The organism is Mesorhizobium sp. M3A.F.Ca.ET.080.04.2.1, assembly GCF_003952525.1.
Lineage (GTDB): Bacteria > Pseudomonadota > Alphaproteobacteria > Rhizobiales > Rhizobiaceae > Mesorhizobium.
In genome coordinates this window covers 1,579,365-1,601,912 of the sequence record NZ_CP034451.1, presented here as the reverse complement: position 1 = coordinate 1,601,912, position 22,548 = coordinate 1,579,365, and the positions used below count along the sequence as shown (strand labels likewise).

Sequence of the window (22,548 nt, the reverse complement as noted above, 5' to 3'; positions counted from 1 at the left end):
GCCCCGCAACTGGGGGCAGCGTGTGTTGGACCGGGAACTGGAAGAGAGTGCTTTTTCGACGCCGAGAGCCTGATGGCCTCCTGGAGCGGGTGCGTACTTACCTGTGGCCGCGCCGCTCTTTCTGGCGTTCGGTGCAATATTTCTCCAAGCGTATCCTGAGATTGAAGGCCACGCCCCATTCCGTGGCGGCCGGGGTCGCGGCCGGGGTCTTTGCCTCCTTCTTCCCGCTTGGCTTTCATTTTGTCATCGCCGCCGTGCTCTGCTGGGTGATCGCCGGCAACCTGGTGGCCGCAGCCCTGGGGGCGGTATTCTTCGGCAATCCGCTGACCTTTCCGCTGCTCTGGGGCGCGTCCTGGGAGACTGGCAAGCTCATCCTGCACGAGCGCCTGCCCGTGCACGGGCCTCCCGCGCATCTTGGCGAGATGATGCACAAGCTTTCGTTCGCGAAACTGTGGCACCCGATCCTGGAGCCGATGCTGATCGGCGCGGTGCCGCTGGGGCTGGTCTTCGGCTTGCTGTTCTACGGTATCACGCGCTGGGGCATGACGGTGTTTCGTGAACAGCGCAAGCGGCGCATGGCCGAAAGGGCGGCCAAGGCCAGGCATGGCGGGCGGGAAGTGCCCGCGGAATGATCATCGGCATCGGCAGTGACCTCATCGACATCAGACGCATAGACAAATCGCTGGAACGGCACGGCCAGCGCTTCATCCAGCGCATCTACACCGAGGTCGAGCAGGCCAAATCGGAAAACCGGGCGGCGCGCGCCGCTTCCTACGCCAAACGCTTCGCTGCCAAGGAAGCCTGCGCCAAGGCGCTGGGCACCGGCATGGCCGAGGGCGTGTTCTGGCGCGACATGGGCGTCGTCAATCTGCCCGGCGGCAAGCCGACGATGGCGCTGACCGGCGGCGCGGCGGCCAGGCTGGCCGCGATCGTGCCCAAGGGCCACAACGCGGTCATCCATCTCACCATCACCGATGATTTCCCGCTTGCTCAAGCCTTTGTGATCATCGAAGCAGTGCCCGCCGAACAAGCGCCACATTGATTCCATCTGACCACGGCGGCATGACGTTGCCCAGCGCGCGCCGAGACTCTATACCAACCAACGCATAATCGAGGACGACATGAGCGTGGCTGAAAAACGCGAGAAGAAATCCGGCGGACTAGGTGAAACCTTCTCCGTCATCATCCAGGCTTTGCTGCTCGCGCTCGTGATCCGCACGCTGCTGTTCCAGCCCTTCTCCATTCCCTCCGGCTCGATGCGGCCGACCTTGCTCGAAGGTGACTATCTCTTCGTCACCAAATGGGCCTATGGCTATTCGCGCTATTCGCTGCCTTTCGGTCCGGACCTGTTTTCCGGCCGCATCTGGGGCTCGGAACCGAAGCGCGGCGACGTCGTGGTGTTCAAGTTCCCTCCGGATCCGTCCGTCGACTACATCAAGCGCGTGGTCGGCCTGCCGGGCGACAAGATACAGGTCAAGGACGGCCAGCTCTTCATCAACGGCGCCGCCGTCCCGCGCGAAAAGGTCGGCCAGATCGACAATCCCGATATCACCGAGGCGCAGGGACCGGTCGATGTCTATCGCGAGACGCTGCCCAACGGCGTCAGCTATGACACGCTCGACCTGACCCAGAACTCGATCGGCGACAACACCCGCGAGTTCGACGTGCCCGCCGGCCACTATTTCATGATGGGCGACAACCGCGACAATTCCTCCGACAGCCGTTTCACCGTCGGCTTCGTGCCGGCCGAGAACCTCGTCGGCCGCGCCAACGTCATCTTCTTCTCGATCGCCGGCGGCGCGAGCCCGCTCGAAGTCTGGAAGTGGCCGTCGCTGATCCGCGCCGGGCGCCTGTTCCATTTCGTCCACTAGGGTGATGGGCAACAAGCGGCCGACCGCCGATGATCTCGCCGCAGCACTCGCGGAGCGCACCGGCCACGCCTTCGCCGATCGCCAGCGGCTGCAGCGTGCGCTGACCCACGCCAGCGCGCGCTCGACCCATGCCGGCGTCGACTATGAGCGCTTCGAATTCCTGGGCGATCGCGTGCTGGGGCTTGTCGTCGCCGACATGCTGCTCGCCGCCTTTCCGGATGCCGCCGAGGGGGAACTGTCGCTTCGCCTCAATGCGCTGGTCAATGCCGAGGCGCTGTCCGAGATCGCCGAGGAAATCGGCCTGCCTGAGCTGGTCCGCGCCGGCTCGGACGTGCGCAATCTCGACGGCCGCAAGCGCACCAATCTGCGCGCCGACGCGCTGGAATCGCTGATTGCCGTGCTCTATCTGGATGGCGGCCTTGAAGCCGCCCGCGCGTTCATCCACCGTTACTGGCAGCCGCGCTCGCAGGCGATCGGCGCGGCCCGCCGCGATGCCAAGACCGAATTGCAGGAATGGGCGCACCAGGCGGCGGCGGGCGCCGTGCCGGTCTATCGTATCGACGGCCGCGAGGGGCCGGACCACGACCCGCTGTTCACCGTCAGCGTCAAGGTCGGCTCCTTTGCGCCGGCGATCGGCACCGGCCGTTCCAAGCGCGAGGCGGAACAGGCAGCGGCGGCTGCCCTTCTGCTGCGCGAAGGCGTATGGAGCGTGGCATGACCGGCACCGAAGCTCCCGAGACACCCGCCACGCGCTCCGGCTTCGTCGCGCTGATCGGCGCACCCAATGCCGGCAAGTCGACGCTGGTCAACCAGTTGGTCGGCGCCAAGGTGTCGATCGTCACCCACAAGGTCCAGACGACGCGCGCGATCGTGCGCGGCATCGCCACGCATGAGAACGCGCAGATCGTCTTTGTCGACACGCCCGGCATCTTCAAGCCGAAGCGCCGGCTGGACACGGCAATGGTCACCACCGCATGGGGAGGCGCCAAGGACGCCGATGTCGTGGTGCTGCTGATCGATGCCGAGCGCGGCATCAGGGGCGATGCCGACGCCATCCTCGACCGCCTGAAGGACGTCCGGCAGCCAATGCTGCTCGTCCTCAACAAGGTCGACCGCGTCAAGCCGGAGACGCTTCTGGCCCTGACCGTGGCAGCGAACGAAAGAGTGCCGTTCAAGCGCACCTTCATGGTCTCGGCGCTTACCGGCTCCGGCTGCAAGGATTTGCTCGACTATCTCGCCGAGTCGCTGCCCCTGGGACCATGGTACTATCCGGAGGACCAGATCTCCGATTTGCCGATGCGCCAGCTGGCGGCCGAGATCACGCGTGAGAAGCTGTATCTGAGGCTGCATCAGGAGCTTCCCTATTCCTCGCATATCGAGACCGAGAAATGGGAAGAGAAGAAGGACGGCTCGGTGCGCATCGAGCAGGTCATCTATGTCGAGCGCGACAGCCAGAAGAAGATCGTGCTCGGCCACAAGGGCGAGACGATCCGCGCCATCGGCCAGGCCGCTCGCGCCGAGATCGCCGATATCCTCGAGCAGAAGGTGCACCTCTTCCTGTTCGTCAAGGTGCGCGAGAACTGGGGTGACGATCCCGAGCGCTACCGCGAGATGGGACTGGAGTTTCCACATTGAGCCATGTCGCCCACCGGCAATGGGCATGGTCTACAGCAAGCCTCTTGCCCTGAGATCGGCGGCGAAGGTTGCCAGTGGCATGACGAGGGTCAGAGGCGCTCCCGAAAGCGGCTCGGCGCCATAGCTGCGATACCAGTTCGGGGCGCGCTCGCTCTTGGCGTCGATGATCAGCAGCAGACCGCCTCCTTCGGCTGCGACATGCAGGCATCGCAAGGCTGCGGCCACCAGGAGCTGGCCGCCGAGGCCTTGACCTGCCACCGTCAAATCAGTCACCAGGCGGGACGGTCTAGACATAACGTACATACACGTACGTACAAGATGCTGCTGACAGCACTCACCTTGCCGGGGTCGAAGCAATCTTGATTTCGCCGCGCAACGGGTGAAAAGCTCAAGCCATGGAATGGCGCGACGAGGGAATCGTTCTCGGCACTCGCAAGCATGGCGAAACCAGCGCCATCCTCGAGGTGATGACGCGCGCCCATGGCCGCCATCTCGGTCTGGTGCGCGGCGGCCGCTCGCGCAAGCAGCAGCCGGTGCTGCAGCCTGGCAACCGTGTCGACCTGCTGTGGCGGGCGCGGCTCGACGAGCATCTCGGCATTTTCCAGGCGGAAGCGATCGAGATGAACGCCGCCCGGCTGATGGACAGCGCAGTCGCCGTCTACGGCCTGCAGACCATGGCAGCGCATTTGCGGCTCTTGCCGGAACGCGACGCCCATGGCGGCCTTTACGAGGCGCTTGCCGTGATGATTTCCCATCTCGATGATGTCGATGCCGCCGGCGAACTGGTGGCGCGCTTCGAGCTGCTGATCCTCGACGAGCTCGGCTTCGGCCTTGATCTCAGCCAGTGCGCCGCGACCGGCACGCGGCAGGACCTCGCCTATGTCTCGCCGAAATCCGGGCGCGCGGTCTCGCGCGCGGCCGGTGCGCCGTGGCACGACAAGATGCTGGTGCTGCCCGCCTTCCTGCAACGCGGCTCCGGACTGCGCGCCGATGCCTCGGCACTCGAGGACGCCTTCCGGCTGACCGGGTTCTTCTTCACCCGGCATGTCTACGAGCCGCGCGGGATCGAGCCGCCCAACGCCCGCGCCGGCTTTCTCGCGGCGCTGCGCCGGCATCATGTGTCCGCGAAGGCGGTCAGCGGGGAAACCGCCGGACGGTAGGGGAGGGCGTCTATCAGACGCCCCGCCGCTCCAGAAAATCGTCGAGGATCGGACGCTGGCCTTTCAGGATCTTCAGACCAGCCTCGGGCAGTGAGAACCAACCGGCTCTGTCGACTTCGGGAAACTCCTTCATGCGGCCTGATCGCGGCGGCCACTCCATGCTGAACATGTTGCTCCTGATGGCCTCCGCATCGAGATCCGCTTCGACGCTCCAGGCGATCACGATCTTGCCGCCAGGCTGGCGGTAGCTGCCGACCGGCCGGAAATCCCCGTCGATGGCGAGTCCGAGTTCCTCTTCGGCCTCGCGCCGGGCCGCCTCGAGCTCGTCCTCATTGTCGCCGATAAGTCCTTTCGGTATCGACCATGCGGCTTCATCCTTCCGTGCCCAGAAGGGGCCGCCGGGATGGACCAGCAGGAATTCGAAAACGCCTGCGGTTCGCCTGTAGATCAGCAGACCAGCGCTTCGTTGCGGCATCGATCATCCTCATTCGAGCGAACATCCGAGAATAGCACGGGTATTTCAGGACCGGCGGCAGGTAAATCTTGAAGGCGCGTCCAATCCGTGTCGACGTTTCGGCATTGGAAAAGCAATCAGATTGCTGGCAATTGTCTTCGAAACATGCTCGATCTTGAAAGCCGGCAAGGCGCTGATTTGGCTAGCCGTCCCATCGCCGCATTTGTCTGCCAGGACTGGTCCGGTTTTGAGGGGAACCGCCCCATGCTTTTCGGCCTGATTGCGATTGCCGCCGTCATCGCTTTGTTCGTCATCATCTCGCGCCAGCAAACCCGCATCGGATTGATCGAGCGCGAGCTTGGCGCGTTGCGCAGCCTGGTGCTCTCCGGTGTCCCGCTGCCCGCGCCGGCCTCCGGCGCGGTGACGCAAGCCGCGCCCGATGAAGCTCCCGCCTCCGCAGCCGAGGCTGTCACGCCCCAGGAAAGTGACGCGGCAGCCGAAGCCGCTGCAATGGCGCCCGACGCTGCCCGGGCGGCCGAGGCGCCGACCGAGGCAGGCGAGGGCACTTCGGCCAAATCCGAGGAGCTGGCCGAAGCGGCGCAGCCGGTTGTCGCGGCAGAGCCTGCGACGCCGGCCAGGGCAGCCCGGCAGACCGATGTCGAAACGGCGCTCGGCACGCGCTGGGCGGTCTGGGTCGGCGGCATCGCGCTGGCGCTCGGTGGCCTGTTCCTGATCCGCTACACCATCGAGGCCGGCATTTTCGGCCCCGGCGTGCGCCTCGCCATGGCGGCCGCGCTCGGGCTGGTGCTGATCGGCGGTGCCGAATTCATCCGCCGCACCGGCTTCAGGGTGCCGGTGCAGGGTGCGGCCGGCGCCTATATCCCGGCGATCCTGACCGGGGCCGGCGCCTTCATCCTGTTCGGGACTGTCTACGCCGCCCATGGCATCTACGGGTTCATCGGCCCGGCACTCGCCTTCACCCTGCTCGGCGCCATCGCCGTCGCGGCCATCGCCGTCTCGCTGGTGCACGGTCTGGCGCTCGCCGGCATTGGCCTCGTCGGCGCCATGGTCACCCCGGCGCTCGTCGCCGCGCAGGCGCCTAATCCTTGGGCGCTGTTCGTCTATCTGGCGATTGTGCTTGCCGCCACCGCGGCCATAGCCCGCATCCGCGCCTGGGAGGCGCTGGTCGCCGCGGCCTTTGCCGGCACCGGCATCTGGACCATCGCCTACATGACGGATGCGTTGGAGATGAACCTGGCCGCGGTGCTCTTCATCAGCCTGGCCACGCTCGCCGTGCTAGCCTTCGTCTGGCTCGTCCTTTTCTTGACCACTCGCCGCGACGAAGCGGAGCCGGGCTTCGACTGGCCCTCGATCGCGCCCGGCTTCTTCATAGCACTGACGGCGCTTGGCCTGTCTGTCGAGCCGGCCTTCGCCGTCGCCGGCGACGCCCTTCAAGGCGCGGTGCTGCTGGTAGCGCTCGTAGCTGTCGCGCTCTACCGGCCGCGCGCCCTGCCGCTGGTCTTCGCGGCGGGGCTGGCGACCGTGGTGATCTATCTTGGCATCGTACCGCCCCATCGGCGCCGACGTGGTGGGCGCCGGCTTGGGCGTCGAGCCGCTGGCAACCGCCGACACGCTGACCTTCCGTCTCGGCATCGCCCTGGCGATCGTCTTCATCGCCGCCGGCTTCTGGGCCGCGCGCCGCTTTGCTGCCGCGGCGCCCGTCCGCGCCGCCTCATGGTCGGCATGGGGCGTCATCGTCCCGCTGGTCGTGCTGACCGCGCTGTGGCTCACCTTCGGCGATATAGACCGCGACTTCGGCTACGCGCTGCCGGCGCTGCTGCTGGTGCTGGTCTTTGCCGCCGGCGGCGAGTGGATCGCACGCGCCGAAGAACCACCGCTCGTCGGAGGCCCTGCCGTGTCGTTTGCGCTTGGCGGCGCCGGCGTCGCCGGGCTGTTGATGCTGCACATGGCGTTCAGCTCCGGCTGGACGACGGTGCTGCTCGGCGCGGCTGCTATTCTACCTGCGCTGGCGACGCGCTGGCGCTCCTATCCGGTGCTGGGGTGGATCGCGGTCGGCGCCGCTGTTGCCGTGCTCGACCGCGTCGCATTCGATCCGACGATCGTCGGCGCCGCGGCACTGTCGCGGACGCCGGTCTTCAACTGGCTGCTGCCCGGCTATGGCGTGCCGGCGCTCGCCTTCGGCTTCGCCGCCTGGCAACTGGCACGCACCACCAATGGCCGCCCGCGCCTTGCCATGGAAGCCGCGTCGGCCCTGTTCGCGCTGCTCACCATTGCGATGCTGGTGCGCCATGCCATGCATGGCGGCGTCATCGACACCGGCCCGGTCACGCTGGCCGAACAGGCGATCTACACGCTGATCGCGCTCGGCGCCGGCGCTATCCTCGTCGCCATCGACATGCGCTCTCCGAGCTCGGTGCTGCGCTATGGCTCGATGGCCGCCGGCGTGCTCTCGGTCGCCTTCATCCTCATCCGGCATTTCGTGGTGCTGAACCCGCTGCTGACGGACGAATCGACCGGCACCGTCCCGTTCTTCAACCTGCTCTTCCTGGCCTATCTGCTGCCGGCGATCGCCGCCGGCGCGCTGGCGCTCTATGTCCGCGACAAGCGTCCGCGCTGGTATGCGGCGATGCTGGCGCTGATCGCCTCGCTGCTTGCCTTCGCCTACGCCACGCTCTCGGTGCGGCGCCTGTTCAAGGGCGAGTTCATCGGGTTGTGGAGCGGGCTCGGTCAACTCGAGACCTACACCTATTCCGCACTCTGGCTGGCCATCGGCGTGGCGTTGCTCACCGCCGGCGTCTGGTTGAAGTCGCAGGTGCTGCGCGTTGCTTCCGCCGTGCTGATCGCTGTTGCGGTGATGAAGGTCTTCCTCTTCGACATGTCGGAACTGGAGGGCGTGCTTCGTGCGCTGTCCTTCATCGGTCTCGGCGCCGTGCTGATCGGCATCGGCCTTTTTTACCAGCGGCTCCTGACGCGGGCGGCGAGGGGAGGGTGACGACCAGGCTTCCTGCCCGCGCACTTACGTCATTTGATGGCAGGCCGCTATTTTGGAACTATGCCGCGTTAATGTGACAAGTAAGCTCCGCTCGCCTTCAAGGCGGGAATAAACCGGCACTCGCCAGCGTTGTTCAGGTGCTTGGGTACCGGAGCAGGGGTGGCCTGCTTCGCGCTGAGTGCTTGCGCCGCGCCGCGAAGGCGCGTTCAATCAGGATGGGAACCGACCTCGAAACAAGCCGGCATGGACGACAAGAAGGCAGCGATCCTGAGCGAGATACCGCGGTTGCGCCGCTATGCGCGCTCGCTGCTGCGCGACCGCGACTCCGCCGACGATCTGGTCCAGGACTGTCTGGAACGGGCACTCGTGCGGCTCGACAACTGGCAGACGGGAGAAAGCCCCAGGAGGTGGCTGTTTACGATCATGCATCATCTGTTCATCGACCAGATGCGCAAGGTGAGCAGGCGTGGCGAAGCGGCGATCCTGCCGCTCGAAGCGGGCGAAGCCCAGGCCGCGCCCGCCGATCAGGTCGAAAGCATCGCCTCGCGTGAGATCATGGATGCCTTGCAGGCGATCAGCCCCGATCGCCGAGCGGCTTTGGTCATGGTTGCCATTGAAGGTTTTTCCTATGCCGAGGCCGCCAACATTCTGGGCGTGCCGGCCGGCACGCTGATGTCGCGCATCGCGCGCGGCCGCGAGGAATTGCGCGGCCTGCTCGACGACTCCTCGCGCCGCCGCTCGATAAGGATCGTTGAGAGATGACCCGGCGCGATTTCACGGAACGCGATATTCACTTGGCGCTCGACGGTGAGCTGCCGGGCGATGAGCGCATGGCCTATGACGCGTGGCTCGAAGCCAATCCGGAGATGAAGGCAAAAAGCGCGCGCTACGTTGCCGATCGCGCCGCGCTGCGCGCGGCCTTGGCCGGCTTGATGGACGAGCCGGTGCCGGCGAGGCTGACACAGGCGGTGCTGGGCGAGGCGCCGGCGAAGGCGCCGGCCTGGCGCTCGCGCTGGTGGCTTTCGGCGGCGGCAGCCGCCGTGCTGGTGGTGGGCGGGCTCGGCGGCTATCTCGCCGGCGTCGATGGCATCGGCCGCGAGGATGCGGCGGACGACCAGCTCGCCGAGCAGGCGATCGCCGCCCATGTCATCTACGCCGCCGAGAAACGTCATGCGGTGGAGGTGCCGGCAAGCGACAAGGACCATCTGCAGACCTGGCTGTCCAATCGGGTCGGGCTGAAGCTGGTCGCGCCCGATCTGGCAGCTGAAGGCTTCCAGCTCGTCGGCGGCAGGCTGCTGCCGGCCGGCGACCGCGGCAAGGCGGCAATGCTGCTCTATGAGGACGCCAAGGGCGAGCGCATCTCCCTCTTTGTCACCTCCGAATCGGCCGAGACCACCAAGGGCACCTACACGGCCGAAGCCGATGGTCCCGAGGCTGTGTACTGGCTGGACAAGGGCTATGGCTGCGCGGTCGTCGGTTCGCTGCCGCCGGAGCGCCTTTCGGCTGTCGCCAAGAGCGCCTACGGCCAGCTTCTGGCCGGCCTTTCGAGTTGAGTTCGTTGCGATTTTGCGCCTTCGCGCAGCCGGTCCCGTTCAAGTCCTGGATGTCGTTGGACCACCGCGCAACCTGTCACAATTCGGCCCTATTCAAGGTGCGATAGCGCTTGTGAACACAGGCGCTTCGGCCCGTGTTGCTTTGTTGACGTTGCTTTGTTGACCGGGGCCGTTTCCGCAACCCAATCGAGGTTCTCCCAAGCCCGCATGCCTGCCGAGATTCGCAAGGCCCGCGCGTCAGACGTCGATGACCTCGCCGCCATCGAGAAGGCCGTCTTCTCGGGCGACCGGCTTTCCCGCCGCTCTTTCCGTCAGTTCATCGAGCGCGAGACCGCCGAGATGCTGGTCGCGGAAAATGACGGCCATGTCGCCGGCTACGCGGTGGCGCTGTTTCGCAAAGGCAGCGGCGTGGCGCGGCTCTATTCAATCGCCGTCAGTCCTTCCTTCGGCCAGCTCGGCATCGGGCGCCGGCTTTTGGCGGCGGCGGAGGAAGCAGCCTTCGAGCACGATCGCATGCTGCTGCGGCTGGAGGTGCGCGAGGACAATCATCGCGCCATCCAGATCTACGAGCAGGCCGGCTACCGCAGAATAGGCCGTGAGCCCGACTATTACGAGGATGGCGCGACGGCACTGCGCTACGAAAAGACTTTGCGTGGCGATGCCCCCACCGCCACCAGGGTGCCGTTCTACCAGCAGACCTGCGAGTTCACCTGCGGCCCGTGCTGCCTGATGATGGCGATGGCCAATTTCGACCAGGGCTTCGTGCCCGACCCGGTCATGGAGATCCGCCTGTGGCGCGAGGCCACCACCGTCTTCATGATGTCGGGCCCGGGCGGCTGCGAGCCGTTCGGGTTGGCTGTCTCCGGTTACGAGAGCGGCCTGGCGGCAGAAATCTTCGTCTCCTTTCATGGCGCGCTGTTCCTGCAGTCGGTGCGCAGCGAGGACAAGCGCCGGGTGATGGAACTCGCCCAGGTCGACTTCCGCCGCCGTGCGGAACTTTACGGCATTCCGGTGAATTACCGTTCGTTCGGCATCGACGACATCCGCTCGGCGCTTGCGGAGGGAAAGCTGGTGCTGGTGCTGATCAGCGGCTTCCTGATGTTCGGCAAGAAGATACCGCATTGGGTGCTGGCGATCGGCGACGACGGCGACCACATTCTGATCCACGATCCGTGGGTCGAGGACGAAAGGCAGGAGACGATCCTCGATGCCGCCAACATTCCCGTGCCCTACGGCATCTTCATGAACATGGCTCAGTTCGGCCGCGATGGATTGCGCGCCGCCATCACCCTGGGAAAACGCTGAAATATGACCTGGGTCATCCTTACAGGCAGGCAGAACGATCTCGATCAGGTGGCGACGCCGCACAAGATCATCACCAACCGCGACTATCTCGCGCATCCGGCACTTTTCCGCGGCCAGCGGCCGAAGGTGATCAACCTGTCGAACAATTACGGCTACCAGAGCCGCGGCTATTATGCCTCGCTGCTTGCCGGTTCGCGCGGCCACAAGGTGATCCCGACGGTCGAGACCATGATCGATCTGTCGGAGCGCAAGCTCTACGAGCACGCATTGCCGGAACTGGAACTCGCGCTCAACAAATGCCGCAAGGATCTCGGCGGAACCTTCCCCTCGAAGGTCGCCGTCTTCTTCGGCATCGGTCCGTCCAAGATCTGGGACCGCTTCACCAAGCTGTTGTTCGACTGGTTCCGCGCGCCGGCGCTGGAGGTCCACATCAAGGACAGCGCCGAATGGGCCTCGATCCGCAAGATCGGCTTCCTGCCGCTCGCCCGCATGAGCGAGGAGGAAGAAACGGTCTTCCTGGGGTGTCTGGAAACCTACACCAACCGTGAATGGCGCGACACCAAGGGCCGCACGCCGGCACGCTACACCTTCGCCACGTTGGTCGATCCGCATGAGGAATTGCCGCCTTCGGAGATCTCCTCGCTGCGCTACTGGGCGAGGATCGCCGAGAAGATGGGCGTCGAAGTCGAGCCGATCACCAAAAAGGATTTGGCCAAGCTCGCCAATTACGATGCGCTGCTCATTCGCGAAACGACGTCGATCTCCAACCACACCTACCGCTTCGCGCGCCGCGCCCAGCAGGAAGGCATGCCGGTGATCGACGATCCGCTGTCCATGATCCGATGCACCAACAAGGTCTATCTCAACGAGTTGATGACCTACAACAAGGTGCCGGTGCCGCCGACGGTAATGATCGCTGGACCTTCGGACCTGGAGGTCGCGGCGCAGACGCTGGGCTTCCCGCTGGTGCTGAAGATCCCGGATTCCTCCTTCTCGCGCGGTGTCAAGAAATGCGAGAACCTGGCCGAGCTGACCAGGCTCGCGACCGAATGGCTGGAGGATTCCGACCTCCTCATCGCGCAGAAGTTCCTTCCGACCGAATATGACTGGCGGGTCGGCGTGCTCGGCGGCCAGCCGCTGTTTGCCGTGCACTATCTGATGGCCAAGAAGCATTGGCAAATCGTCAACCACAAGGCCAACGGCAAGCCCGACCAGGGCGGCATCAAGACCTTCACACTGAAGGAGACCCCGCCGCATGTTGTCGAGACGGCGGTCAAGGCGGCGCGCTGCATCGGCGACGGGCTTTACGGCGTCGACCTCAAGGAAACCAAGGACGGCGTCTTCGTCATCGAGGTCAACGACAATCCCAATCTCGACCATGGCTGGGAGGATTCGGGCGAGAAGGACGAGGTCTGGGTGCGGCTGACGCAATGGTTCCTTGACCGGTTGGAGCGGCCTGGACGATAGTGTTCCAGACTGAGGGGGCAGACATGCTGTTTTTCGTCATCGAGGACTTTCGCGGCTGCGACCGCAAGGAGATCTATCGCCGCTTCCGCGACAAGGGCCGCCTGAAGCCGGACGAGCTTGTCGTCCACCACAGCTGGATCGCGGCCGACATGAGCCGCTGTTTCCTGCTGGTCGAGGCCGATGACGCCACGATTCTACAGCGCTGGGCCATCGAGTGGAACGATTTGGTCGAGTTCGAGATCGTCCCGGTGGCGACCAACAAGGACATGGTGGCGGCGCTGGCCGGGCATCTCTGACCATCGCCGTGTATCTTTTCGAGGATCCGTGATCAGCTTCTGACGCCCTCGTCAAATGACCGCTATCGCGTCGACCTCGATCAGGTAGCCTGGGGACATTATTGCCACCCCAACCACCACATTCGCCGGTTTGTGATCTCCAAACAGCGAAATCTGCGCGTCTTCGATGATCGGGACATGTTCATCACGATCATAATCGACAATGTAGATCGTGATCTTGCAAACCTGCTCAGGCCGCGCGCCTGCCGCCTTGAGCGCTCGGCCGAGATTGCCGAATGCCAGCCGCGCTTGCGCCGCAAAATCACCATGTCCAACGAGCTTGCCGTTTATGTCTTCGGGCTGCTGGCCTGAGACGAAGACTAGCCTGGATCCCGTCGCGACGACCACCTGCGTGTACATCTCCGGAACCGGCAGATCATCGGGGTTGATGAGTTCGAGCGACATTAGAAATCTCCTGCTTCGTTCGACTGAGATCGACCTTGGTGATCGCTGCGCTGGCGATCGTCAGTCCTCGTCACCGGGCACCGAGCGCCGGCGACCTGATCGCGCGCAGGCATTCCTCGATCAGCCATTCGCGAAACACCGCCACGACGTCGCGCTTTGCGCTGCGTTCGGGGATCGTCAGGCAATAGGGCTGGCGCAGCTCCAGGGATCGGGCCACGGGCCGCATCAGCCTGCCATTTTCGAGCGCCTGGGCGCAATAGATGCCTTGCGCCAGCGCGACGCCCAGTCCTGACATGGCGAGGTCGAGCGCCGCCCGCGACGAGTTGGCGGAGAGGCCGCGTTTGACGGCCCGACCTGGCTCGATGCCTGCCGTCTCGAACCAGTTGCGCCAGGACGGAAACGACGCTCCGGCCGGTCCCCAGTCGGTATGGATGAGGGGCAGGCCAGCGAGGTTGTCGGACTCTATCGCGCCGGCAATGCCGCGCGCGCAGACCGGATAGACGGCGTCCCGGACGATCTCCTGCGTGGGATGCTCGCGATAATGCGGGCCGTAGGACAGCCGGATGTCGATCAGCTCCCGGTCGAACGGCACCGGGTCGTCGTCGCCTCTGAGCGAAATGTCCGCAGCGCCGTGGCCGGCGATGAAGCCGGCGATGCGCTCCGAAAGCCAGCCCATCGCCATGGAGGGCGGTACCGAGACGATCAGCCTCGGCCGGAATGCCCCGCCGCTGACATCGCGCGCGACGCTGCCGATTTCCTGGAAGGCCAGGGTGAGCCTGGGCAGCATCTCGACGCCGGCCTCGGTCAGCACGACGCGCCGGTTGGCTCGGTGAAACAGTCTGCGGCCCATCTGTTCCTCGAGGGTGCGAATGAGCTGGCTGACCGCGGCCGCCGAGACCGACAGCTCTTCCGCCGCCGCGGCGAAGCTGCCGGTGCGTGCCGCGGCCTCGAAGGCCTGAAGTCCGCGCAGCGATGGCAGTGCGACCATGGTGACCTATAGATAAGATTGACTTGTCTATTTTGCAGAATTCCTCGTTTTTCGAAAGGTTTCTTTCTGGAGTAGCGTGGCGCCATGAACGCCATCGACCGCGACCAAGCCCTGGACCACCGCGAAATCATCGCTTCGCTGACCAATGAGGAGCGCAACCAACTGACCGGCAAGTCGGACGGACCGGGGCTGATCCAGTTTGCTGTCCATTCTGGCGCGATTGTCGTTCTCGGCGCGCTGATCGCGGCCAAGGTGCCGTTCTGGCCGTTCCTGATGCTGCCGCAGGGTATCTTGATCGTGTTTCTGTTCACGCTGCTGCACGAGACCGTGCACAGGACGGCCTTCCGGGCGCAGTGGCTGAATGATGCCGTCGCCCGTCTGTGCAGCCTTGCGATCGCGCTGCCCGCAGACTGGTTCCGCTACTTCCATTTCGCCCATCACCGCTTCACCCAGGATCCGCGGAACGATCCGGAGCTGGCCTTCCCGAAGCCCGAGACCCTGTGGCAGTACATCGTCCACGTCTCGGGCCTGCCGGTGTGGTGGGGCCACGCCAACACGCTGTACATCAATGCCATCGGCCGCTGCCGGGACAGCTTTGTGCCGCCGAAGGGCTTGCGCAAAGTGCGGGCCGAGGCGCGGGCGATGATCGCCTTCTATGCCGTGATCCTGGCGCTCGCGCTCTGGTTCAAGGCGTCAGTGCTGCTCTATGTCTGGATCGTGCCCGCCCTCGCAGGCCAGCCGTTCCTCAGGCTCTATCTGCTGGCCGAGCACGGCCGCTGCCCCTTCGTCGCCAACATGCTGGAGAACAGCCGCACGACGCTCACCAACTGGTTCGTGCGCAAGCTCGCCTGGAACATGCCCTATCACGCCGAGCACCACGCATATCCCGGCGTGCCGTTCCACCAGTTGCCGGCGTTCCATCAGCTGATCGAGCGGCATCTCAAGGTCGTCGAGCCGGGCTATGTGAGCTTCCACGAAAAATACATCGAGACGCTGCGCTGACGCCGAAGTTTGCGCGACCATATTTGCTGCTCAGCCGGATCGGCGCAGCAGCGCATGTGAGTGCAGCAGCCTGCTCATCTCGGAAGCGTTGGCCGGCACGCCGATCAGGTAGCCTTGGGCTTGGCCGCAGCCGGCCTTGCGCAGCAGCTCGAGCTGGGCCTCGGTTTCGACGCCCTCGGCCGTGACGGTTATGCCAAGCTCGGCGCCGAGCCCGATCACGGTGCGGACGATCGCCGCCGTGTGGCGATTGTCGATGTCGCGGATGAAGGAGCGATCGATCTTGATCTTGTCGACCGGAAAGCGGCGCAGATAGCCGAGCGACGAATAGCCGGTGCCGAAATCGTCGAGCACGATGCGAATGCCCAGCCCGCGCAATTGGCTGAGCGTCCTTTGCACGGTATCGCTCTCATCCATCATCACCGTTTCGGTGATCTCCAGTTCCAGCCGATTGGCCGGCAGGCTGGAAAAGGCGAGTGCCGAGATCACCCCGCGGGCGAAGCCGCCGCTCTTGATCTGGGCCGCGGAGACATTGACCGCCATGCGCATGTCCTCGGGCCAGTTCGCCGCCACGTTGCAGGCCTTGCGCAGCGCCCAGTCGCCAAGCTGCACGATCAGGCCGGTCTCCTCGGCCGCAGCGATGAAATCGTCTGGCGGCACAAGGCCGCGCGTCGGCGAGCGCCAGCGCATCAGCGCCTCCGCGCCGACGATCCCGCCCGAAGCGATGTCTAGGATGGGCTGGTAATCCAATTCGAATTCGCGCTTGGGGAGCGCCGCTTCGAGCTCGGCCTCCAGCGCGCGGCGCGCACGCATCATGGCGTCCATGCCCGGTTCGAAGAAACGGTAGACGTTGCGTCCCTCGCTCTTGCCCCGGTAGAGCGCCATATCGGCATTGGTCAACAGCGTGTCGGCGTCCTGTCCGTCGCTTGGGTAGAGCGCGATGCCGAGGCTGACGCCGACATGCATCTCGCGGCCCTTGTCGCGATAGGGCTTGCCGATGATCTCGACGACGCGCTTTGCCAGCTTTTCGGCGTCGGCGCTTGCGCTGACATTGAACTGGATGATGGCGAACTCGTCGCCGCCGAAACGGGCCACCACATCCTTGTCGCTGCGCAGGCAGCGCTGCAAACGCTTGGCCACGCATCTCAGCAGCCAGTCCCCGGCCGGATGTCCAAACGTGTCGTTGACCGCCTTGAAGCGGTCGAGGTCGAGCGAGAAGATCGCCAGCGGCGCAGCCTTGGGCTGGCTCAGGGCCCGGTCGAGCCGCTCGCGGAACATGGAGCGATTGGGCAGGTTGGTCAGCGTGTCGTGATGCGCAAGATGCGTCATCCGCTCTTCGACACGGCGGCGTTCGGTGACGTCCTCGAAGGTAGCCACCCAGCCGCCGTCCGCCAATGGCCGTCGCGCTACAAAGAGTGTGCGGCCGTCGACGAGTTCACGATAGCTCGAACGCGAGTCCCCGGCCTCCAGGCTGGCCTTTGTCTTCTGCACCTCCATGTCGACGTCGACGGGTACGAATATGCCGAGGCTTATAAGCTTCTCCAGCATCTGGCCGTGCGTCATGCCGAGCGAGAAATCGGCTGCGGAAGCGTGACACAAATCCAGAAAGCGCTGGTTGCGCACGATCAGGCGGCCTTCCGCACTGTACATCAGCAGGCCTTGCGACATGTTGGCCAAAGCGGCGTCGAAGCGGCGGTGCTGCTCCTTGAGCTCGTCTTCGCCGCGTCGTTGCTCGGTGACGTCCTCGTAGATCGACACCCAGCCGCCAACCGCCAGCGGCCGGTGAGAAATGAAGATGATGCGGCCGTCCGAAAGCGTCTCCTCATAGGTCGAGGGCTTCGCGCCGTCGATATAAGGTTTGCGGATGGCGTAAAGCTCCTCTGCGCTCTGCGAGGCGATGCCGATGTCGACGCTATGCTGCAGGATGTCGAAGAAGCGGATGCCCGGCTGCATCAGTTCGGGATCGAGCCGGAAGATGTCGAGGTAGTTGCGGTTGCAGATGATCATCCGCTCTTCGGCATCGAACATGCACAGGCCATGCGACATGTTCTCCACGGCGGCCGCAAAACGCGCGTTCTGCGCGCGAAGTTCTTGCGCTATTCGCTTGGCGGAGCCGATGCCGCCTGCCTTCCGCCTGCTGGCGGCCGAACCAGTCTTGCGATGTGCGACGGGCATGAACGCGCCTGCGACGGTGACTGATACGTTACTGTCGCGACCGGCGGTTAATTTAGCGTTCTTTCAGGTCACTGGATTATCGGCAAGAAAAGACTGCCGTTTAGCTTCGAGCGCCTTGAAACGTTTTAGAAATGCCGCCTGCGCCCAGGTCACGGAGCGCGGCGTGAAATCGAAACGATCGGCGGAGAAGCCTCGCGGCCGGCCGAAGTATTCGGTGGCTTCCGCAGTCGAGAAGCCGGCAAGCAGTGTCGCCTCGTAATAGGCAGCGATCTGGTCGGCGCGCTTGATGTCCCTGCGGACGGTCCCGCCGAGCTCCGCCGGCAAGGAAAAGCGCAGGTGAATGGCGCGCTGCAGCCTCAGCTCGCAATCCTTGTAGGAGCCGCCCATCACCGACTTGAACGGCGAGATCATGTCGCCGATGACATATTCGGGGGCATCATGGAGCAAGGCTGCCAGTCGCGCCTCGGGGGAGGCGCCCGGCACCAGTTCAGCGTAGAGCGCCTCGACCAGCAGCGAATGTTGCGCGACCGAAAAGGCGTGCTCGCCACTGGTCTGGCCGTTCCAGCGCGCGACACGGGCGAGCCCATGCGCAATGTCGGCAATCTCGATGTCGAGCGGCGAGGGATCGAGCAAGTCGAGCCGCCGGCCGGAGAGCATGCGTTGCCAGGCGCGCGGCGGCGCTCCGGCGCGATCGGCCGCCATCACGCCTCCTCCGCGCTGAGGCCGTCGGTCGGAAAGGTGAATCTGGCCCATGAAGGAATGACCAGCGTCACGGCCGTGTCGCCGGCCACGATCGCCTCGCCGGCAGCGAGCGCCGCCTTGACGCGATCGATGCGGGCGATGGCAAGTCCGCGTCCGCCGCTGACCGAACCCAGCGTGCCGATCGGCCGCCCGTTGACGGTCACCTCCGTCCCCGCCGGGGGCAGCGAGCCGGTGGCAACGGCGATCAGCACGCGCCGTCTCGCGGTGCCGCGATGCTGCATGCGCGAGACCACTTCCTGACCGACATAGCAGCCCTTCTTGAAGCCGACGCCGCCGGTCTCGTCGAGCAGCACGTCGTGCGGAAAGGCATCGCCGAGCTGATAGTCCGAACCGCTCTCGGCAATGCCATTGGCGATGCGCAAGGCCTGCCAGGCGCCGACGTCGCCATCCTCCGCCGCCATGCTGCCATAGGATCGCTTGACGCCGACGTCACGGAAGCGGGTATCGGCGAACACGGGTGAATCAGAATCTGAGCGCGTTGAATCACCGCCCCACGCAACCGTGACAAGCGCCTGATCCTGCTTGGCAATCTCGGCCTTTGCCCTTAGCCGGTAGAGCATCAGCCGGCGCAGGAAATCGTCGGCGATATCGGCCCGGCATTCGAGGCGGAAGCCGTTGTCACCGCTGCGCGAGATGAGAAAATCGAACAGGATCTTGCCCTGCGGCGTAAGCAGTGCGCCGGGTTTCACCTCATTGGCGGCAAGCGTATCCAGGTCGGTGGTCAGGATATTCTGCAAGAAATGCTCGGCGTCAGGGCCTGACACGGAGAGGAGCGCGCGGTCTTTCAGCAGGGCAAAGGGCATGAGCGGGAAATCGGCCTGATCTTGCAAAATCGACGGTCATTACGTAAGCCGGCGACACTCCCCCCGCAAGAGATTGGACCATCCAATGGCAACCACCTATGACCTCATCCTGACAGGCGGCACGGTGGTCAACCATGACGGCGAGGGCCGGCGCGATGTCGGTGTGAGGGCCGGGCGCGTAGCGGCCATAGGCGATCTCGGCCAGGCTTCGGCCGGCGAGACGATCGACTGCCGCGGCCTGCACATTCTCCCCGGCGTCGTCGATAGCCAGGTGCATTTCCGCGAGCCGGGGCTGGAACACAAGGAAGATCTGGAGACGGGATCGCGCGCCGCGGTGCTCGGCGGCGTCACTGCCGTCTTCGAAATGCCGAACACCAATCCGCTGACCACCAGCGAGGCGGCGCTTGCCGACAAGGTGCGGCGCGCCACGCGCTGCATGCATTGCGACTTCGCCTTCTGGGTCGGCGGCACGCGCGACAATGCCGGCGACGTCGCCGAGCTCGAGCGTCTGCCGGGGGCAGCCGGCATCAAGGTGTTCATGGGCTCGTCGACCGGCGACCTGCTGGTCGAGGACGACGAGGGCGTTGCCTCGATTCTGCGCAACACGCGCCGCCGCGCCGCCTTCCATTCGGAGGACGAGTTCCGCCTGCGCGAGCGCCTCGGCGAGCGGATCGATGGCGATCCGTCATCCCATCCGGTCTGGCGCGACGAGATCGCCGCGCTTCGCTGCACCGAGCGCCTCGTGCGCATCGCCAGGCAGACCCGCGCGCGCATCCACGTGCTGCACATCTCGACCGCCGAGGAAATCGCATTTCTGGAAAAACACAAGGATGTCGCCACCTGCGAGGCGACGCCGCATCATCTGACCCTGACGGCGGAGGACTACGCGCGGCTCGGCACGCTGATCCAGATGAACCCCCCGGTGCGCGCTCCGCGCCACCGCGACGGCGTCTGGCATGGCGTCTCGCAAGGCATAGTCGACGTGCTGGGCTCCGACCACGCGCCGCACACACTGGCAGAGAAGGCAAAGTCCTATCCGGCTTCGCCGTCGGGCATGACCGGAGTGCAGACGCTGGTGCCGATCATGCTCGACCACGTCAATGCCGGCCGGCTCACTCTGCAGCGCTTCGTCGATCTTTCGAGCCACGGTCCGCAGCGCATCTTCGGCATGGCGCGCAAAGGCCGCATCGCAGCCGGCTACGACGCCGACTTCACCGTCGTCGACCTCAAGCGGCGCCAGACCATCACCAATGCGCAGGCAGGCTCCAAGGCCGGCTGGACGCCCTACGACGGCAAAGAGGTCACCGGCTGGCCGGTCGGCACTATTGTTCGTGGCAACCGCGTCATGTGGGAAGGCGAGATCGCCACGCCCGGCCAGGGGAGGGCGGTGGAGTTCTCCGAGGCATTGGCAGTTTAGACAGCCAAGAACACGTCACGGCAGCGATCCTTCGCGCGCCCCTCTGTCCTGCCGGACATCTCCCCCACAAGGGAGGAGATTGGTCGTCGCGCCGGCTTTGGCCAATCGCCAACGATGAAGGAATGGCGCTTTCGGCGAAGCTGCCAGTCTCCCCAGTCCATACACCCCAATGTCCGGTATGCTGAAGCCTCAATCCCCGGCGACGAAGAACATCCACTGGCCGGCCGGCGTAATGCCGACGCGGTAGAAGATGTAGGCGCCAAATTGCTTCATGTCGTCATAGTCGCTTGCGGTGACGAGCTTGAACAACTCGACGCGCTGCCGCGAATCGAGCTTGTCGAGCGGCAGCGCAAAGAAATACGGCCAGACATAGAGTTCCTGCGGCGTGCCGGTGTCGACATGGACGTAGCCGGCGCTGAGCACCTCCTCCAGGATGGCAAGGATCTCCTGGCCGTCGCCGTCGCCTGAGAGCCCCTTGAGGAAGGCGATCGGATCGCCGTCGATGTCGCCGAGCGATAGTTGCGTCATCGAATCACCCTGGCCGATCAGCGGCCTGAGCTTCTCGATGTCGCCGCTCTTGCAGGCCTCGATGAGCATGCCGTGCATGCGCTTGACCGGCTCCGGCAGCCTGTCGAGCTCATAGACGACCGCGGGCGGCGGTGCCTCCGGATCGGCACGCGGGCTGGTGATGCCACCGCTGCCGGACGGCGCCTCCGGCTGGCTCTTGTTCGTATCGTCCGTCGGCTGCCCGTTGTCGGAAGGCTTCGTGCCGAGCGGATCCGGTATCGGCGCGCTGGGTTCCGGCACGGCCGTTCCGCTGTCGCCCGGCGGTGCGACCGGCGAAGGCAGGTCCCCACGCTGGATCTCGCTCAACGCGTAGGAGGGAGTGCTGACCAGACACAGTCCCAGCGGAGCGGCCAGGCAGGACGCTGCGACCCAGATGCCGAGGGTCAGCCCGCGTGGATAGCCCGACATCGAAAATTTCACCGCCTGCCTCTCCGTGTTTTTCCAGGCCCCGCCAAGCCAATTCCAGAACTGTGTAACGGTCGTTCGCAATTGCGCAAAGGATTAGAGCAGTTCGCCAATTCTACCAAACGCAGGGCTACTCTGCCGCGCTCGGCATTCGCGGCCATCAACGCGCATGGACATGATGCCCAAACGGGCCGTTGCCGTCAAAGAAGCGGCAGCTAATGCATGTCGCCGAGAAGTGTGCGGCGGTACGGCGGGACGCGGCTTCAGTGCTTCAGCCGCTCCGGCTCGAAGGCGCCGGCGATCACCTTTTCCCGCATGCGGTCGAGCAGGGCGAGAGCGGAGGTTTCGCCATTTGCGCGCAGCATCTCGCCAAAAGCCGTTTCGAGCGCTGCCTCGGCGATGATTTCCGGCTCGATGCCGGCCGACAGGCCTTCCGCCCAGGCTTCGCAGTGGCTTTCAACGGCAGTCAGGCGCTTTTCTTCCCTGACCAACGCGTCGATTTCGCTGACACCATGTTCCATTGCGATGTCCACCTTTTCAAGCGGCGATCCTTGCGGGATCAGGCTTGACCTGTCTGTTCATCCGCAGCCCCGCAATTGTTTCAGCACGACATTTCCTGCGTCGTGATCCACGCTTCCGGCGGGACTGCGCTCGATCGATCTCAAACTTAGCCGATTAGACCGGCTTGCGGCATCAAAACCTTCAGTTTGAGTTAATTCCGGATTTGTGCGCTAAGGTTTCGTTAATACTGTGGCATGTCTGCAACACCAGTATTTGCAGTCTGGCCCGGTTTGGCACAAGGGTTGAGCCCGCCAGGGCGAATCTCACGGCGCTCAATTGCCATAGCGCGAAGCGATGTCGCGCGACAGGGTCTCGCCCTCCTTCATGTAGCGGGCGATGGCCTCGGTCGCTGAAGCGGTGCACTGCGTGTAAGTGCCGCTAAAGGAGCGATAGCCGCGGTTGAAGGATGCGATGAAGCGGGCGCGCCGCTCCGGATCGGGGTTTTCCGATTCGAGCAGCTTTTCCATCTCGACCCGCCACTGGTCGCCCTTCTCGCCGCAGAGATTGCGCAGGAAATGCAGCGAGCCCAGCACCTCGGCCAGCCGCATCAGCCCGGGCTCGAACGGCGCTTCTGCAGCAAGCGTCGGCCGCGCCGCGACCGCCATGATGACGGCAAGGCATGCGGCGAGGAGGGGCGAGGCGCGTGTCATGTCGGCTTGGCGTGAGAGGGTAA

Annotated in this window: 23 protein-coding genes and 2 pseudogenes; 15 read left to right on the top strand and 10 right to left on the bottom strand. The window is 64.8% G+C overall.

Annotated elements, in window-relative coordinates; all coding sequences use genetic code 11:
- Positions 1-47: 47 nt before the first annotated feature.
- The 5 genes from EJ074_RS07930 to era all read left to right on the top strand — a co-directional run bounded on the left by EJ074_RS07930 (position 48) and on the right by era (position 3,506).
- Complete coding sequence (locus EJ074_RS07930; protein ID WP_095805725.1) at positions 48-632, top strand: DUF2062 domain-containing protein; 585 nt, start codon at positions 48-50, stop codon at positions 630-632.
- Positions 629-1,042 carry a holo-ACP synthase gene (acpS, locus tag EJ074_RS07925; protein WP_129552920.1) on the top strand — a complete coding sequence of 138 codons (414 nt, stop codon included), beginning with the start codon at positions 629-631 and terminating at the stop codon, positions 1,040-1,042. Before EJ074_RS07930 ends, acpS begins: the two co-directional genes overlap by 4 nt.
- A gap of 79 nt (positions 1,043-1,121) precedes the next feature.
- Positions 1,122-1,871, top strand: a complete 750-nt coding sequence (lepB, locus tag EJ074_RS07920) for a signal peptidase I (RefSeq protein ID WP_095805727.1) — start codon at positions 1,122-1,124, stop codon at positions 1,869-1,871.
- 4 nt (positions 1,872-1,875) lie between these two features.
- Complete coding sequence (gene rnc / locus EJ074_RS07915) at positions 1,876-2,589, top strand: ribonuclease III (protein WP_207210060.1); 714 nt, start codon at positions 1,876-1,878, stop codon at positions 2,587-2,589.
- Positions 2,574-3,506 carry a GTPase Era gene (era, locus tag EJ074_RS07910; RefSeq protein ID WP_165349883.1) on the top strand — a complete coding sequence of 311 codons (933 nt, stop codon included), beginning with the start codon at positions 2,574-2,576 and terminating at the stop codon, positions 3,504-3,506. Before rnc ends, era begins: the two co-directional genes overlap by 16 nt.
- Positions 3,507-3,536: 30 nt before the next feature.
- On the opposite strand, the pseudogene EJ074_RS07905 reads toward era, so the two are convergent.
- Positions 3,537-3,794: pseudogene (locus tag EJ074_RS07905) on the bottom strand (GNAT family N-acetyltransferase); the annotation flags it as partial.
- A gap of 107 nt (positions 3,795-3,901) precedes the next feature.
- Between EJ074_RS07905 and recO the strand changes: the two are divergent.
- Positions 3,902-4,666 (top strand): DNA repair protein RecO, encoded by a 765-nt coding sequence (gene recO, locus EJ074_RS07900; protein ID WP_129552917.1) that lies wholly within the window; start codon positions 3,902-3,904, stop codon positions 4,664-4,666.
- Between the two features lie 13 nt (positions 4,667-4,679).
- On the opposite strand, the gene EJ074_RS07895 is transcribed toward recO, so the two are convergent.
- Complete coding sequence (locus EJ074_RS07895; protein WP_129552916.1) at positions 4,680-5,141, bottom strand: NUDIX domain-containing protein; 462 nt, start codon at positions 5,139-5,141, stop codon at positions 4,680-4,682.
- Positions 5,142-5,285: 144 nt separating this feature from the next.
- Here EJ074_RS07895 and EJ074_RS30720 point away from each other — a divergent pair.
- The 7 genes and pseudogenes from EJ074_RS30720 to EJ074_RS07865 all read left to right on the top strand — a co-directional run.
- Positions 5,286-6,668 (top strand): annotated as a pseudogene (locus EJ074_RS30720) (DUF2339 domain-containing protein); the annotation flags it as partial.
- Between the two features lie 7 nt (positions 6,669-6,675).
- Complete coding sequence (locus tag EJ074_RS30715; protein WP_348626994.1) at positions 6,676-8,133, top strand: DUF2339 domain-containing protein; 1,458 nt, start codon at positions 6,676-6,678, stop codon at positions 8,131-8,133.
- A gap of 243 nt (positions 8,134-8,376) precedes the next feature.
- Positions 8,377-8,895: an RNA polymerase sigma factor gene (locus EJ074_RS07885; RefSeq protein ID WP_095805732.1), complete on the top strand. Its 519-nt coding sequence runs from the start codon at positions 8,377-8,379 to the stop codon at positions 8,893-8,895.
- Positions 8,892-9,686, top strand: a complete 795-nt coding sequence (locus tag EJ074_RS07880) for an anti-sigma factor (protein ID WP_129552915.1) — start codon at positions 8,892-8,894, stop codon at positions 9,684-9,686. The genes EJ074_RS07885 and EJ074_RS07880 overlap by 4 nt, the downstream gene beginning before the upstream one ends.
- A gap of 207 nt (positions 9,687-9,893) precedes the next feature.
- Positions 9,894-10,991 carry a GNAT family N-acetyltransferase/peptidase C39 family protein gene (locus EJ074_RS07875; RefSeq protein WP_095805734.1) on the top strand — a complete coding sequence of 366 codons (1,098 nt, stop codon included), beginning with the start codon at positions 9,894-9,896 and terminating at the stop codon, positions 10,989-10,991.
- 3 nt (positions 10,992-10,994) lie between these two features.
- Positions 10,995-12,458 carry a RimK family protein gene (locus tag EJ074_RS07870; RefSeq protein WP_095805735.1) on the top strand — a complete coding sequence of 488 codons (1,464 nt, stop codon included), beginning with the start codon at positions 10,995-10,997 and terminating at the stop codon, positions 12,456-12,458.
- Positions 12,459-12,481: 23 nt separating this feature from the next.
- Positions 12,482-12,754 carry a DUF3303 family protein gene (locus EJ074_RS07865; RefSeq protein ID WP_095805827.1) on the top strand — a complete coding sequence of 91 codons (273 nt, stop codon included), beginning with the start codon at positions 12,482-12,484 and terminating at the stop codon, positions 12,752-12,754.
- A 51-nt stretch (positions 12,755-12,805) separates the two neighbouring features.
- Here EJ074_RS07865 and EJ074_RS07860 read toward each other — a convergent pair whose 3' ends face one another.
- Entirely contained in the window at positions 12,806-13,198 is a 393-nt protein-coding gene (locus tag EJ074_RS07860) for a RidA family protein (RefSeq protein WP_095805736.1), read from the bottom strand.
- 70 nt (positions 13,199-13,268) lie between these two features.
- Positions 13,269-14,186: a LysR substrate-binding domain-containing protein gene (locus tag EJ074_RS07855; RefSeq protein WP_095805737.1), complete on the bottom strand. Its 918-nt coding sequence runs from the start codon at positions 14,184-14,186 to the stop codon at positions 13,269-13,271.
- A 111-nt stretch (positions 14,187-14,297) separates the two neighbouring features.
- Between EJ074_RS07855 and EJ074_RS07850 the strand changes: the two genes are divergently transcribed.
- Positions 14,298-15,188: a fatty acid desaturase family protein gene (locus tag EJ074_RS07850; protein WP_095805828.1), complete on the top strand. Its 891-nt coding sequence runs from the start codon at positions 14,298-14,300 to the stop codon at positions 15,186-15,188.
- Between the two features lie 30 nt (positions 15,189-15,218).
- On the opposite strand, the gene EJ074_RS07845 is transcribed toward EJ074_RS07850, so the two are convergent.
- The 3 genes from EJ074_RS07845 to EJ074_RS07835 all read right to left on the bottom strand — a co-directional run bounded on the left by EJ074_RS07845 (position 15,219) and on the right by EJ074_RS07835 (position 18,925).
- The gene (locus tag EJ074_RS07845; RefSeq protein ID WP_129552914.1) at positions 15,219-17,360 is read right to left on the bottom strand and encodes an EAL domain-containing protein; all 2,142 of its coding nucleotides are present in this window, start codon (positions 17,358-17,360) and stop codon (positions 15,219-15,221) included.
- Positions 17,361-17,423: 63 nt separating this feature from the next.
- The gene (locus EJ074_RS07840; protein ID WP_095805739.1) at positions 17,424-18,062 is read right to left on the bottom strand and encodes an HD family hydrolase; all 639 of its coding nucleotides are present in this window, start codon (positions 18,060-18,062) and stop codon (positions 17,424-17,426) included.
- Entirely contained in the window at positions 18,062-18,925 is an 864-nt protein-coding gene (locus EJ074_RS07835; protein WP_129552913.1) for a folate-binding protein YgfZ, read from the bottom strand. The genes EJ074_RS07840 and EJ074_RS07835 overlap by 1 nt, the downstream gene beginning before the upstream one ends.
- An 85-nt stretch (positions 18,926-19,010) precedes the next feature.
- Between EJ074_RS07835 and EJ074_RS07830 the strand changes: the two genes are divergently transcribed.
- Positions 19,011-20,342 (top strand): dihydroorotase, encoded by a 1,332-nt coding sequence (locus EJ074_RS07830; RefSeq protein ID WP_129552912.1) that lies wholly within the window; start codon positions 19,011-19,013, stop codon positions 20,340-20,342.
- Positions 20,343-20,531: 189 nt separating this feature from the next.
- Here the strand turns inward: EJ074_RS07830 and EJ074_RS07820 are convergent, their stop codons facing one another.
- From EJ074_RS07820 to EJ074_RS07810, 3 genes are all read right to left on the bottom strand, one after another.
- Complete coding sequence (locus EJ074_RS07820) at positions 20,532-21,329, bottom strand: hypothetical protein (RefSeq protein WP_129552910.1); 798 nt, start codon at positions 21,327-21,329, stop codon at positions 20,532-20,534.
- 248 nt (positions 21,330-21,577) lie between these two features.
- The gene (locus EJ074_RS07815) at positions 21,578-21,835 is read right to left on the bottom strand and encodes a hypothetical protein (RefSeq protein WP_095805745.1); all 258 of its coding nucleotides are present in this window, start codon (positions 21,833-21,835) and stop codon (positions 21,578-21,580) included.
- A gap of 312 nt (positions 21,836-22,147) precedes the next feature.
- Positions 22,148-22,525: a TIGR02301 family protein gene (locus EJ074_RS07810; RefSeq protein ID WP_129552909.1), complete on the bottom strand. Its 378-nt coding sequence runs from the start codon at positions 22,523-22,525 to the stop codon at positions 22,148-22,150.
- Positions 22,526-22,548: the final 23 nt, after the last annotated feature.